Origin of the sequence: Serratia sp. X3, assembly GCF_014982455.1 — a bacterium.
Classification (GTDB): Bacteria; Pseudomonadota; Gammaproteobacteria; order Enterobacterales; family Enterobacteriaceae; genus Serratia; species Serratia ureilytica.
In genome coordinates, this window is record NZ_JADCNB010000006.1 from 49,961 (window position 1) to 63,885 (window position 13,925).

General features: G+C 60.9%; 9 protein-coding genes. 4 read left to right on the forward strand and 5 right to left on the reverse strand.

Translation table 11 applies throughout. From position 1 onward, the window contains the following. Positions 1-47: 47 nt before the first annotated feature. Entirely contained in the window at positions 48-6,020 is a 5,973-nt protein-coding gene (locus IMX17_RS19970) for an alpha-2-macroglobulin (protein WP_193550156.1), read from the reverse strand. 147 nt (positions 6,021-6,167) lie between these two features. Next, positions 6,168-6,494, reverse strand: coding sequence for a YqcC family protein (locus IMX17_RS19975; protein WP_182265794.1), 327 nt, complete (start codon positions 6,492-6,494; stop codon positions 6,168-6,170). Positions 6,495-6,672: 178 nt separating this feature from the next. On the opposite strand from IMX17_RS19975, the gene IMX17_RS19980 reads away from it, so the two are divergent. After that, positions 6,673-7,911, forward strand: a complete 1,239-nt coding sequence (locus tag IMX17_RS19980) for an MFS transporter (RefSeq protein WP_033644867.1) — start codon at positions 6,673-6,675, stop codon at positions 7,909-7,911. 609 nt (positions 7,912-8,520) lie between these two features. Here the strand turns inward: IMX17_RS19980 and syd are convergent. Then, positions 8,521-9,069, reverse strand: coding sequence for a SecY-interacting protein (gene syd / locus IMX17_RS19985; protein WP_046899059.1), 549 nt, complete (start codon positions 9,067-9,069; stop codon positions 8,521-8,523). A gap of 63 nt (positions 9,070-9,132) precedes the next feature. Between syd and queF the strand changes: the two genes are divergently transcribed. The 3 genes from queF to xni all read left to right on the forward strand — a co-directional run bounded on the left by queF (position 9,133) and on the right by xni (position 12,348). After that, on the forward strand, positions 9,133-9,978 hold the full coding sequence (queF, locus tag IMX17_RS19990; RefSeq protein ID WP_193550157.1) for an NADPH-dependent 7-cyano-7-deazaguanine reductase QueF: 846 nt from the start codon (positions 9,133-9,135) through the stop codon (positions 9,976-9,978). 192 nt (positions 9,979-10,170) lie between these two features. Next, positions 10,171-11,535 carry a nucleotide 5'-monophosphate nucleosidase PpnN gene (gene ppnN / locus IMX17_RS19995; protein WP_019455737.1) on the forward strand — a complete coding sequence of 455 codons (1,365 nt, stop codon included), beginning with the start codon at positions 10,171-10,173 and terminating at the stop codon, positions 11,533-11,535. Between the two features lie 54 nt (positions 11,536-11,589). Beyond that, complete coding sequence (gene xni / locus IMX17_RS20000; RefSeq protein ID WP_046899057.1) at positions 11,590-12,348, forward strand: flap endonuclease Xni; 759 nt, start codon at positions 11,590-11,592, stop codon at positions 12,346-12,348. 39 nt (positions 12,349-12,387) lie between these two features. Here xni and rlmM read toward each other — a convergent pair whose 3' ends face one another. Next, entirely contained in the window at positions 12,388-13,491 is a 1,104-nt protein-coding gene (rlmM, locus tag IMX17_RS20005; protein ID WP_015378905.1) for a 23S rRNA (cytidine(2498)-2'-O)-methyltransferase RlmM, read from the reverse strand. Continuing rightward, complete coding sequence (locus IMX17_RS20010; protein ID WP_004931896.1) at positions 13,484-13,879, reverse strand: DUF423 domain-containing protein; 396 nt, start codon at positions 13,877-13,879, stop codon at positions 13,484-13,486. Before IMX17_RS20010 ends, rlmM begins: the two co-directional genes overlap by 8 nt. Positions 13,880-13,925 lie beyond the last annotated feature (46 nt).

A 13,925-nucleotide genomic window follows, 5' to 3' on the forward strand; every position in this document is an offset into this window, starting at 1 on the left:
GTTCTCAGCATTCCGGCGCCAGACGCTGGCCTGGCGCCGGATACGGCCTAGTCGTTGCCCGCCGGCACCACCACCAGCTTGCCGCCGCCAGCCGACATGGCCTGCACTTCTCGGTCATACATGGCTTCGCCGTAGGCCGGTGGAATAATAAAGCTGCCGGTATTGGTGGCCTTGATCTGATAGACAAACTCCTGCACCTCGGTGCCGGCGCTGCCGTAGATAATCACCCGATCTTCACGGATATCGCTGTAATCCGGCGCCCAGGTGGAGCCGGTGGCGGCCAGCGGCGACTGCCAGCCACCGCGATCGTCGCTCTCCTCACCGGCATCGGCCGGTTCCGGCGGCGTCTGCTGCACCACTTCGAACCCGCCCGGCAGCAGATCGACAATCGCCAGGTTGCTCTGCCCCTCTTTCGAGTTGGCGCGCACCTTCAGATGGACGTTGATCTTCTGCCCCAGCGTCACCTGCGTCACCGGTTTGCCCTGTTCGTCGGTGTACTCGCGGACGATCTCAATCCCGCGCGACAGCGCTTTTTGCGGCGCGTTCAGATCGTAACCGGCCTGCGTCACCACATACCAGGCCGGCGCGTTGCCGCCGTTGGTGAAGCGCACGGCGGTGGCATCGGCGTTGAACTGCCCCTGAACGAACAGCCCCTGCAGCTCACTGATGCGCTGCGGGTCGCCGCCGCTTTTGCCCACCTGCACGATGCCTAACGCGTCCGCATTGGCGGATTGCGCCGCCACCTGGGTCGAATAGCTTTCCAGCGCCAGAATGCTCATCGCGGAAGAGTAGGTGGTATAACGCTCTTCTTTCAGTGCCTTGACCATATTCTCCAGCACCTGCGGCGGAATCGACGCCACCTTCTCCGGGAAGTGGCGGGTAATCAGATACAGCCGCGTCGCATCCTGCACCAGCGGATCGAAATAGTTCTGCGTCCACCAGGCACTGTCATAGGCCTTGCTCAGCTGCTGCCAGCTCGGTTGCAACAGCGCGGCGGCTTCGTCGTCCATCTTCAACAAGCGATAGGAAGAGGCCAGATACAGCGCGCTCAGATCGGTTTTCCACCCTTCGCCATAGCGTTTTTGCAGCGTATCCTGCACGGCCGCCAGCGAGTTGGTGGTCACTTCGCCCTGCAGCGTCAGCAGGTAGACCGCCCAACTGCGCAGGCGCAGCAGATACAGATCGTCGAAACCGCTGGCCGCCAGCTCACGCAACGCGCCGTTGGCTTCGTCCAGCATGCCTTCCGGCAGGGCGTAACCCGCCGCTTTGGCCTCGAGCAGATATTGCACCACATAAGGCGTGACGAAAGGATCGGCATCCGGCGACGAACGCCAGGCGCCAATCGCCCCGCTGTCGTTCTGACGGGCGCGCAGCACCCCCAGCAGGTTGCGCAGCTGCTTGCTGACTTCCGCCTGGCTCAGGCTGCTTTTCATCTCTGGATGGCGGCTCTGCAACATCAGCGGAATGGAACGGCTGACGATCTGCTCGGAACAGTAATACGGATAATCCGCCAGGTATTGCGCCAACCCGCTGGTCAGCACCAGCGGCGAATTCGACACCGCCGCCCGGCGCTGCGCGAAGGCGTCGAACATCTGGCGCAGCCCATCGACATTCTGGCTGCCGCCGCTCATGCGCCCCATCACCGATTGAGTGCGGTACGGTGCCGCCGGCCGCACCGAGGTGCTGACGGTGCGACGGCTGGCCTGGTCGCCGTAACGGGCGTCGAACACCAACGGCGCATCGCCCAGCACGGCTTTGGCGCGCAGACGGAAGGTGATCACGCCTTCGCGTTTTTCCGCCAGCGTCAGGCTTTGCGTCGCGTTGCCCACCAATTCCAGCTGCTGCGGCGGCGTCAACAGAACATTGACGGCCACCGACTGGCCGTTCAGCCCTTCGAGGTTGTTGCTGACGCCCACGCTGACGTCGAACTCATCGCCCGGCGCCACCATCGCCGGCACGTTCGGCGTCATGATGAAGCTGTCGCGCACTGTAGCGGCGGTTTGCGCCTTGCCGATTTTCTCCGGCGTCACCGAAATCGCCATGACGCGGATCTTGCCGTTGAAGTAATCCGGAACCGGGTAGACGAACTGCTTCTCGCCGCTGACTTCGGTAATGCCGGACCAATAGGCCACCGGCTTGTCGCGCTTGCGTTTGAACGGGTTGAGGTTGAGATCCAGCCCTTCGCCCGCATCGCCGCCCGGCGCCGCGGTCAGCGCCATCAGCTTGCTGAATTCCGGCAGGATCAGATCGAGGATCTGCGAGCTGCTCACGTTCAGTTCGCGCTTGCTGAAGAAGAACTCCAGCGGATCCTTCAGGCGATAACGCGCCACCTGCAGAATGCCCTCATCGACGGCGAACAGCGCCACCTGCTGCGGCGCATCGGTCTTGACCGTCATCGTCAGGTTTTCACCCGGCTTGATGACCTCCGGCGCCGTCACCTCGAGGCTGTTTTGGCGCGCCTTGGTGCTGATCTTGAACGGCATCACGCCGTAGCTCAGCGGGCTCATGAAGATCTCGCTGGAGTTGATGTCGCGCACGAACTGCACGTTGATGTAGCCGTTGCCCTCCATGCCGGCCGGCACACGGATCTTCTGCACCGAGCTGGTGGTGTCGGTGTGGAACCACTGCCAGGCGTAAACCTTGTCCTTCTCGATGGTGATCAAGCCGCTGCCGGTATAGGGCGCGTTAATCGCCACCTCGATCTCTTCGCCGGGCTGGTATTCCGCCTGGTTGAGTTTCAGCTTCAGTTCGGCGTTGCGATCCAACGAACGGCTCAGGTTGGCGTTGCCGGCTACGCTGTAGGCGACGCGGTTAAGCGTCTTGCCCTGCGCATCTTCGATCACCAACACGAAGTCGCCCGGCTTATCGGTCGCCAGCCGCAGATCCGCGCCCTGTTCGCCCAGCGCCAGCGGCTGTTCCGAGAGCTGCACTTCCTTCATCTTCGACTGGTATTTGTAAACGCCCGAATCCTGCTTGGTCAGCACCGAAATATATTTTTGCTCTATCAGCACCTGTTTCAGGTTCGGCAAGGCGATCTGTTTCAGGGCCGGATCGATGGCGATCACGTTCAGATGCCGCTCCGCGTCGCGATTGATGTAGCCCAGATCGCCGTCGGCCTTCACCCCAATCAGGTAATCGTAAGGCGAAACCAGCGTACGGGCGGTAGCCGCCACCGAGCGCCCGCCGCCGGCAACGAACGCCTCCGACAACAGCTGCAGCTGATAAGTGGCGTCGGCGTAAGATTCCAGATCGAGCGGAATATCGGCCGCACCGTGTTCATCGGTGGTGCGATCTTCCAGCTCGGTTTCGAACCCGTCGCTGTTTTGCCGGTTTTCGTAGAACGCATAATCCGGGAAGCGATCGAAGCTCGGATACATCGGCCGCAGCGTCAGCCTGGTGGTCACGCGGCGATCTTGCGCCGGGGTGCCGAACAGGTTCTGCACATCGATGCTGGCCTTCAGCTCAGACGGTTTGACCCAACCTTGCTGGCGGTCCGGCGTCAACGCCAGCTTCACTTTCAGCTGATCCGGCTCAAACTCCTTCACATTGACTGCGGTATGGCCGAGCAGCGTGGAGGTGTCGTTGTTTTTGCCGATCAGATACAGATAAACGTTCCACTCGCCGGTGGGCGAGTTTTCATCGGTGGTATAACTCAGTTCGTTGAAACCGCTGGCGCCCAGCGTCAGCGGCACGGTGGACATCAGCTTGTCGCGCGGATCGCGAATTTCGGCGCGCACCGGCACGCCGGCGAGGCCAACGCGCCAGTCGGCGGCGCGAGTGATCAGGCCGATATTGAAGGTATCTCCCGGCCGATACACGCCGCGATCGGAGAACAGGTAGCTGCTGAGCGTGCGCGGATCGGTCGGCGTTTGTTCACCGGCAACGTCGAAGCGCGAGAAATCCAGCCCGCGATCGTTATAGCTGCCGGTCGGCAGGAAGGAGACATCCCCTTCTTTCTCCACCAGGAACATCACCGGCTGGCGCTCGTTGGTGTACACATCCAGCGCCGGGAAACGCACGTGGCCGTCGGCGCCGGTGGTTTGGCTGAGCAGCGTCACGCCGTTTTTGGCCACCACCGATACGTTGGCGCCGCTGACCGGCGCACCGCTTTGGATCGACTGCACGAAGACGTCGCGCGTCTTATCCTGCGAGCTCTTGGCGACGATGCCCAGATCGGTCACCACCACAAAACGCGAATCGCCGACGTCGGGCTGTTCTTCCCCTGCGCTCTCGTCCTGTTCCTGCTCCTGCTCGGCACCCGCCTCTTCCGCCGCCGGTTTCCGGTTCGGTTGCCATTCGGACAGCGTCAACAGGAACACTCCGCGATGGGAGCTGGCGTTGGTGGAGAGATAACGGGAGAGATCGATGCCCTGATAGTTCACTTCCCCCGGCCGCTCGTTGTTAAGCGCGGTCTGGTATTTGAAGTGTTCGGTAAAATATTCGTCGTTGAGCCGGTTGAATTCCGTGGACGAATACTCTCGGCTTTTGAAGGAGACAATGTGCTGCAGCTGGCTCGGAATCACCCGCTTGATGTCCAGCCGCAGGCCCGCCACGTTGCGCGCCGCCACGCTGATCTGCTTGTCGCCATTGACCGACAGCAGCGAGCCCTGCGACATGAACTGCAGCGATTTCGGGAACTCCGGCACTTCGACCACCCGGTAAACCTTCTTCGGCATTTTGTAACCGCCGACGGAGACCAGCTGGTTATCGATCTCGAGCAGCACAAAGCGATGCGCCGGGGCTGCAAAACGGAAGCTGAACTGCGGTTGGTAGGCCTCTTCCGCCTCGTTAAGCGTCAACGACAGCGGCGTCGCCTGCGCCAGCACGTTCTTGCCGACGCTGTCTACCGTCCATTGATAAAAGTCTTCGGCATCATTGGCCGTATCGGCATCGCTCGGATCGTGCTGCGGCAGCAGCCACGCCTTGGTGGCCTTCGCCAGCTCGACATCCTTCACCGCATCGCTGAAACCGACCACCAGCGCACGCTGGCCTTTACCGCTGTCGGTGTCCACCACCTGAGCACTGGCGTCGTTCAGCGCCAGGCTGTACAAATCGGGTACCGCAGCCCAGCTGCTCTTTGCCTGCTCGATCGCATTAGCAGGTACCGCCGCCCTGACACCCTTACCGACTGTCAAATTAACGAAGCCACCCCGTTCCATCAGCGGCAGCGGTTCTGAATGCACCCAGGCGTTTAATTTTTTCTCGTCATACACCAGGGAGAAATTCAGTTTTTTCTCTGCCTTGGTGCCACCATCTTGCAATCCTAAAGAGATTTGCTTTTCAAAGCTGGCCACGTCAACCGGCGCATTGAACTTCAGATTGAAAATCGCGCTACGCTTTCGAACATCCTGAGGGTCGCGATAATATTCACCACGTTCTAATTGATACTCAAATGGGGAAACGCTAAACGCATAACGCGTTTTGGCGAGCTTGACCTGCGGCGCCAGCAAGAGGGCGGGATCGAGGGTTACGTCGTATTTGGCCCCCATCGGCAACGGCTGTTCCGGCATGAAGACCAATGTCCATTCGTTGCTCCAGTACCATCGCCCTGCCGCGACCGGTTTCAGCGTCACGCCACGGGTTACATCCTTGCTGATGCCAGCCAACGGTGCCGAAGATTGGCTGAATTTCAGGCTCACCGTTTGTGACGCGCCAGGCGCAGCATAGTTTATCGGGGCAGGATTACTAATCTCAACGCTGACCTCTTGAACCACCATCGGCGCCGGTTCGATGGGCTGGGGGCGGTTTTGCCACCAGTGCCAACCGTAAAACGCGCCACCCGCGGCGCCCGCCAGCAGCAGCAGGCCCAGACCGAACGCCTTCGGGTGTTTATCCACGCCGCTTTCCAGCCGCAGAAAACCGCGCGGCAGCGCAGCCCACCAGGCCGGCGCGCGCCAGCTGAGGTTGCCGACCAGCGGTCTCAGCAGCCGCCCCAACAGCGACAAGCCCCCACCCAGCAGGCGGCAAACGCCCTTAACCAGGGTAAAAGGTAAACGCAGGATAAACCTTAATAAATCCATTATTGCAGCACCTCATCATCCTAATGCAGCCCCCCGGTCAACCGCCGCGGTTTAACCGAGCCGAAAGACGCCGTCGGCTCTCCTGCCCGGCATCCGCGCGAGTACTCTACACTGCCGGGCGGCAAAAATCTGCGCGCCGCCGGCGAATTACGACTCTTTATTCAACATCAAATCCAACTGCTGCAGCAGCACCAACAGCGGCAGGCTGCTCGGCTCACGCTCCTTCAACGCCTCCTCGAAGTAAGGCGTGATGGCAAAACGCGTCGGCAGCGGCGCTTCGGCGTCCAACAGCGCATACATGCGCGGCAGAAACACCCACTGCAGCCAAGCCTCGGCCGACATGCTGTCGATGCAGAACGGCTCGGTGCTGGAGAAAGCCTCAGGCTCGGGCGGCGCGGCCTGCCACAAGGCCAAATCGCGCATGGATTGTTCAATCGCCTGCAAACTGCGGCGAACCTGATTATGTATACTCATCTGCATTCCCGATCTCTTTTCATCATGATATTCAGCTCGCTGGCTGAAAGGCGGCAAAGCATAGCATTTTTATAGCCCAAATTTGGCGAGCCCGAGACCGGCTGCCGTTTTTATCTGGTGGCGTGCGCCGCCGCGCGGCACAATAGGCCCACCGAATTCACCACACAGATAAAGATTCATGTCCGTAATAACAGAGAAAAAAAATCACGCGACGCCCGGTAAGGCCATGCTGGCCTCGGTCACCGGTTACGCCATGGACGGGTTTGACCTGCTGATCCTCGGCTTTATGCTGCCGGCCATCAGCATCGAATTAGGATTAACCTCATCGGCCGCCGGCTCGCTGGTCACCTGGACGCTGATCGGCGCGGTGCTGGGCGGCGTGATCTTCGGCCATCTCAGCGATCGCTTCGGCCGCATCCGAGTGCTGACTATCACCATCCTGATGTTTTCCCTGTTCACCGGCCTGTGCGCCGTGGCGCAAGGCTATTGGGATCTGCTGGCCTATCGCACGCTGGCGGGCATCGGGCTGGGCGGCGAGTTCGGCATCGGCATGGCGCTGATCGCCGAAGCCTGGCCGGCGGAGAAACGCAACCGCGCTTCGGCTTACGTCGGCATGGGCTGGCAGTTGGGGGTGCTGGCGGCCGCTTTCCTGACGCCGCTGCTGCTGGAACATATCGGCTGGCGCGGCATGTTCCTGGTCGGCCTGCTGCCGGCGCTGGCGTCATTCCTGATCCGCCGCACGCTGGGCGAACCGGAGGAATTCGTGCGGCAGAAAGACGCCGGGCAGCCGCTCTCCTTCCTCCAGCGTTTGCGCCTGCTGTTTAAGGATCGCGCCACCAGCAAAGCCAGCATCGGCATCTTCATTCTCTGTTCGGTGCAGAACTTCGGTTACTACGGGCTGATGATCTGGATGCCAACTTATCTGGCGAAAAACTTCGGCTTCTCGCTCACCAAGTCCGGCCTGTGGACGGCGGTGACGGTGGTCGGCATGACGTTCGGCATCTGGCTGTTCGGCGTCCTGGCCGACCGCTTCGCCCGCTGGAAGATCTTTGTGCTGTATCAGGTCGGCGCGGTGGTGATGGTGATCGGCTACGCCCAGTTGAGCGATCCGATGCTGATGCTGTTCGCCGGCGCAGTGATGGGCATGTTCGTCAACGGCATGATCGGCGGTTACGGCGCGTTGATTTCCGATACCTACCCAGTGCAAGCGCGCGCCACCGCGCAAAACATCCTGTTCAATCTGGGACGCGGCGTCGGCGGCCTGGGGCCATTGGTAATCGGTGCGCTGGTGACGCAGGTGTCGTTTACCGCCGCCATCAGTCTGTTGGCGGCGATTTACCTGCTGGATATCTACGCCACGCTGTTCCTGCTGCCGAAAAAACAGGGCGCAGGCGATACGCTGGGCGCGATTGGTTAACGCGGAAGAAGGATTGAGACGGGGCGCACGCGCAGCGGGATAGAACAAAAAGTTGGGGGCACTGCGTTAACAGTGCCCCCGGTTCGTTTTATAGCCATCCCGCTACACAGCATGCTCCCTGCTCAATCCTTGAAAACTTTTCCTGCGGCCATCCTGACCAAGTGGTCCTTGCATCATCCTGCAGCATCGTCCTGACGCGGTTCCTCAGCCTTCCTGACCCGCCGACAGTCCTGCGCCGGCTCTCAATCTCCGTCCTGGAGGTGTCCTTGGTTTCAATCCTGAAACATCCTGGGCATCTCCTGACGCCATCCCTCGCTCTTGCCTGAGCGCATCCCTTTCTTCTTCCTGAAGCTGCATCATCCTGATGCTTTCCTGCTCCGCCGGGTCCGTGCCGGTAATGATAAGATCGCTCAAATTTCCCGGAATCACAAGGGTTTGAGAGGTGTCTCACACTAAATTAAGACTAAGAGTTATCCTAAAGAAATTCTAACCAATTGATCTGGATAACAATAATCTCATGCTCCAAAGAGAGGTGAAAAAAATTAAAAGCGATCTCTCACAGCCCGTGTGAGAGATCTCTCACACGACCGACGGCGAATCCGCCGCGCTTCACTCCAGCACCGGGCGCAGCGCATCGAGGAAATTCCCCAGCGTCGCCGCCAACAAGGTGCGCTTATCGCTGCCGAATTGTTCCAGCACCACGTTGCCGCTGACGTTGCATAGTGACACCATCGTCATCTCGGATTCGGTGGTCGCCAGGAACAGCGTTGGCGACAGCTTGAGACGTTTTTGCGTCACCAGATGACCGATCAGGTTCTCCTGCAGACGGATAAAATCTTCCTCGCTCCAGACCTGCAGCAGGCTCAGGCGATGCTCCCCAAATTGCGCGCTCATGTCACCGGCGTATTGCTGCGTGTAGAAACGGTGCGCATCCGGCTGCAAACGCAGCTCCAGCGCGGCTTCTACCTTCTCCAGCGTCGCCGCCGGCTCGAAAGGCTGCGGCAACCACAGCACCTCGTCCTCGCGATTCTCCACGATGCAGGGCGACGGCACGCCGTACAGCGCCTCGCTGGCCGGCGCGTGGCCGCGCGCTTGCTGCCACAACTCGACATAGCGTTGAGTGAATTCACGCAGAGCGTGCGATACATCATGGTCCATATTCTTTCTCGCATACGTTAAACTGACGGCCATTGTACCTATCTCTGACCGAGGTGACAGCAGATGTCCTCCTATCAAGACCACCAGGCCCTGTCAGGGCTGACGCTGGGCAAACCCACCGCCTACCGCGATCACTACGACGCCGCGCTGCTGCAGGCGGTGCCGCGCAGCATGAACCGCGAGCCGCTGGGGCTGTATCCCGACAATCTGCCCTTCCACGGCGCGGACATCTGGACGCTGTACGAACTCTCCTGGCTGAACGCCAACGGGCTGCCGCAGGTGGCGGTCGGCGAGATCAGCCTCAACGCCGACAGCCTGAACCTGATCGAATCGAAAAGCTTCAAACTGTATCTCAACAGCTTCAACCAAACCCCGTTCGCCGATTGGGAAACGGTGCGCAGCACCCTGCAGCGCGATCTGTCTGCCTGTGCCCAGGGCGAGGTAAGCGTCACCCTGTTCAGCGTCGAGCAGCTGGAAGGCACGCCGATCGCCCGTCTGGCCGGCGACTGCATCGACCAGCAGGATATCCGCATCGACAATTATGAGTTCAACGCCGACTACCTGCTGAACGCCGCCGGTGAAGAGGTAGTGGAAGAGCAATTGGTCAGCCACCTGCTGAAGTCCAACTGCCTGATCACCCATCAACCGGACTGGGGCTCGGTGCAGATAAGCTACCGCGGCGGCAAGATCGATCGCGAAGCGCTGCTGCGCTACCTGGTCTCCTTCCGCCACCACAACGAATTCCACGAGCAGTGCGTCGAGCGCATCTTCAACGATCTGATGCGCTACTGCCGGCCGCAAAGCCTGACGATTTACGCCCGCTACACCCGCCGCGGCGGGCTGGACATCAACCCGTGGCGCAGCAACGTCGCGTTCGCTCCCGAGCACGGCCGCCTGGCGCGCCAATAAGTGCGAAACATTGCTCAACAACTGAGCTAACGAGCGGTTTGTGTTGGTAAAAGCGCAGGGACGGCGGTAAGGTTAAAACGAGGCTGCGGCCGGGCAGAGCGCCCGCTTCGCCGCAGCACGCCAACCATAACGAGATGCTGTTTTGCTGCGTATGGATTACTACCGCCCCGCACCGGGTGCAAAGGAGTTACCTTGATTACACACATCAGCCCGCTTGGCTCTATGGATTTATTGTCGCAGCTGGAAGTAGACATGCTGAAACGCACCGCCAGCAGCGACCTGTACCGCCTGTTTCGCAACTGTTCGCTGGCCGTGTTGAACTCCGGCAGCCAAACCGACAACAGCAAACAGCTGCTGTCGCGCTATGAAACCTTCGACATCAATGTGCTGCGCCGCGAGCGTGGCGTGAAGCTGGAGCTGGTCAATCCGCCGGAAGAAGCGTTCGTCGACGGCCGCATCATCCGTTCACTGCAGGCCAACCTGTTCGCCGTGCTGCGCGACATTCTGTTCGTGCACGGCCAAATCGCCAGCGCCGGCCGTTTCCAGCACCTGAACCTGGAAAACTCGGCCCACATCACCAACCTGGTGTTCTCGATCCTGCGCAATGCGCGCACGCTGCATCTGGATGAGGATCCCAACATGGTGGTGTGCTGGGGCGGGCACTCGATCAACGAGAACGAATATCTGTACGCGCGCAAGGTCGGCAGCCAGCTGGGCCTGCGCGAGTTGAACATCTGCACCGGCTGCGGGCCGGGCGCCATGGAAGCGCCGATGAAAGGCGCGGCGGTCGGTCACGCGCAGCAACGTTACCGCAACAGCCGCTTCATCGGCATGACCGAACCGTCAATCATCGCCGCCGAGCCGCCTAACCCGCTGGTGAACGAGCTGGTGATCATGCCGGACATCGAAAAACGTCTGGAAGCGTTCGTGCGCATCGCGCACGGCATCATCATCTTCCCGGGCGGCGTCGGCACCGCCGAAGAGCTGCTGTACCTGCTGGGTATCCTGATGAACCCGGAGAACAGCGAGCAGGTGCTGCCGCTGATCCTGACCGGGCCAAAAGAGAGCGCCGACTACTTCCGCGTGCTGGACGAGTTCATCATGAACACGCTGGGCGACGCCGCGCGCCGTCACTACACCATCATCATCGACGATCCGGCGGAAGTGGCACGGCAGATGAAAAAAGCCATGCCGCTGGTGAAGGAAAACCGCCGCAACACCGGCGACGCCTACAGCTTCAACTGGTCGATCCGCATCGCGCCGGATCTGCAGCTGCCGTTCGAGCCGACCCACGAGAACATGGCGAACCTCAATCTGTATCCGAACCAGCCGCCGGAGCAATTGGCCGCCGCGCTGCGCCGCGCCTTCTCCGGCATCGTGGCCGGCAACGTGAAGGAAAACGGCATCCACGCCATTGAGCAGTTCGGCCCGTACAAGCTGCACGGCGAACCGCAGATGATGAAGCAGATGGACAGCCTGCTGCAGGGCTTTGTCGCCCAGCACCGCATGAAGCTGCCGGGCAGCGCCTATGTGCCCTGCTACGAAATCGTCGCCTGATCCTCAATCCTGGGCGGCGTAACGGCCGCCCTGTTTTTTCTGACCTTACCGCCCATGATGATACACCTACTGATTGTCGACGCCCTGAACCTCATCCGCCGCATTCACGCCGTACAGGGCTCCCCTTGCGTCAACGCCTGCCGCCACGCGCTGCAGCAGTTGCTTCAGCACAGCCGCCCGACCCACGCGGTGGCGGTATTTGACGAGGACGACCGCAGCGAAAGCTGGCGCCACAAAATTCTGCCGGACTACAAGGCCGGGCGTTCGCCGATGCCGGAAAACCTGCAGCAGGAGATGCCGCAGCTGCGTGAGGCCTTCGCCGAACTGGGCGTCGCCAGCTGGCATTCGCCCGGCAACGAGGCTGACGATCTGGCGGCCACGCTGGCAGCGAAGGTCGCCGGCGGCGGCCACCAGGTGACCATCGTTTCCACCGACAAAGGCTATTGCCAACTGCTGGCGCCGAACGTACAGATCCGCGATTACTTCCAGAAACGCTGGTTGGATATGCCTTTCGTGCAGCAGGAATTCGGCGTGCAGCCGCAGCAACTGCCGGACTACTGGGGGCTGGCGGGGATCGGCAGCAGCAAGATCCCCGGCGTGGCCGGCATCGGGCCGAAAACCGCCGTGCTGCTGTTGCAGCAGTCGGGCAGTCTGGACGGGATCTATCAGCACCTGGAGCAGGTGCCGGAAAAATGGCGCGGCAAACTGGAACAGCACCGCGAGCTGGCCTACGTCAGCAAACGGGTCGCCACGCTGCGCACCGATCTGTCGCTGGACGGCAACCTGCAGCAGCTGCGCCTGCCGATACAATAAGGGCGCTGCAAGCAGCGCCCTTCATCAGGTTTAACGCGGTTAATCGCGCTCGTCGCGGCGGCCCGGCACCGCCGACCACATGCGGCGCACGTGCACGGTGATCTCTTCACGATCGTGATACAGCTGCTTGGCGTGCACTTCAGCGCTGATGCCGGCGGCGCTCAACGCTTCGCGGATGTTCATCAGGTTTTGCGACACTTCCTCATAGCGCTTTTTCATCGGCAGTTTGAGGTTAAAGATCGCTTCGCGGCACCAGCCTTTCACCAGCCACTGAATCATCAGGCTGGTCACCTTCGCCGGTTTTTCCACCATGTCGCACACCAACCAATAGATCTTGCTGCTGTTCGGCTCGAACTTGAAGCCGTCGGCGCGGTGATGCGTTACCTGGCCGGTTTCCATCAGGCTCGGCGCCATCGGGCCGTTATCCACCGAATGCACCATCATGCTGCGCTTCACCAACTGATAGGTCCAGCCGCCCGGGCAGGCCCCCAGATCGACCGCATGCATGCCGCTGGCCAGGCGCTCGTCCCACTCGTCGGCGGGGATGAACACATGGAACGCCTCTTCCAGCTTCAGCGTCGAACGGCTCGGCGCATCGGCCGGGAAACGCAGACGCGGAATGCCCATATAGAACGGTGAGTTGTTGTTGCTGTAGGAGTAACCGACGTAACAGCAGCCCGGCGCGATGAAGAACACGTGCACCACCGGGCGAGTCGGGTTCTCCCGCGCCATCAGCACCTTCTGCTCACGCATCGCGGCGCGCAGCGGCACCGTCAGCTTGCGGCAGAATTTCATCAGCTCTTTGCTTTCGTTGGTGTCCGGCACTTCCACCCGCAGCTCGCCGCCGCGATCAACCACGCCGATCAGCATGCCGACGATCGGCGATACCCGATCTTCCGGCGGCAGATCGCGCAACAGCTCCCCCACCACGATCATCTGGCGGGCGAAAATCAGTTCGCGGAACGGAATTTCCCGTGCCAGACGGTCGGCATCGTCCGGCTGATAGCATTCGAACAACACGTAACCGCTGTGCTCTTTTACCCGCGCAAAGCCGTAAATCTCCAGCTGGGCGGCTTTATCGGTGATCTCCGCCGCACACTCTTTTTCGAAGCCGGGACGGCAGTACAACGCAATCTTATTCATGGCGCTCGGCCTTTTTCCTCAGACGCAAAGCGCCAATCAACATCAATATCCAGCCGATCAAGAAGCACACGCCGCCAACCGGCGTGATATATACCCAGACCTTCAGGTGCGACAGCGCCAGGCAATAGAGGCTGCCGCTGAACAACACGGTGCCGAACGCCAACAGCGCTCCGCTCCAGTAAAACCACAGGCTTACGCGGCGCTGCATCGCGACCGCCAGCGCCAGGATAGCCAGGGTGTGGAACCCCTGATATTCCAGCCCGGTGCGGATCCAGGCCATTTCGTTGGCGCCCAGCGTGCCGCTTAACACATGCGCGCCGAATGCGCCCAGCGCGACAAACACAAAGCCGCTGATAGCGGCGAAAACCAGCATGGAACGGCTGCTCATGGTGATCTATCCCATTAAAAATCACCGGCCGCGGCAAGGCGGCGGC

Coding starts and splice junctions, on each gene's coding strand:
- IMX17_RS19970 (WP_193550156.1), bottom strand. CDS start 6,020: ATGGATTTATTAAGGTTTATCCTGCGTTTACCTTTTACCCTGGTTAAG.
- IMX17_RS19975 (WP_182265794.1), bottom strand. CDS start 6,494: ATGAGTATACATAATCAGGTTCGCCGCAGTTTGCAGGCGATTGAACAA.
- IMX17_RS19980 (WP_033644867.1), top strand. CDS start 6,673: ATGTCCGTAATAACAGAGAAAAAAAATCACGCGACGCCCGGTAAGGCC.
- syd (WP_046899059.1), bottom strand. CDS start 9,069: ATGGACCATGATGTATCGCACGCTCTGCGTGAATTCACTCAACGCTAT.
- queF (WP_193550157.1), top strand. CDS start 9,133: ATGTCCTCCTATCAAGACCACCAGGCCCTGTCAGGGCTGACGCTGGGC.
- xni (WP_046899057.1), top strand. CDS start 11,590: ATGATGATACACCTACTGATTGTCGACGCCCTGAACCTCATCCGCCGC.
- rlmM (WP_015378905.1), bottom strand. CDS start 13,491: ATGAATAAGATTGCGTTGTACTGCCGTCCCGGCTTCGAAAAAGAGTGT.
- IMX17_RS20010 (WP_004931896.1), bottom strand. CDS start 13,879: ATGAGCAGCCGTTCCATGCTGGTTTTCGCCGCTATCAGCGGCTTTGTG.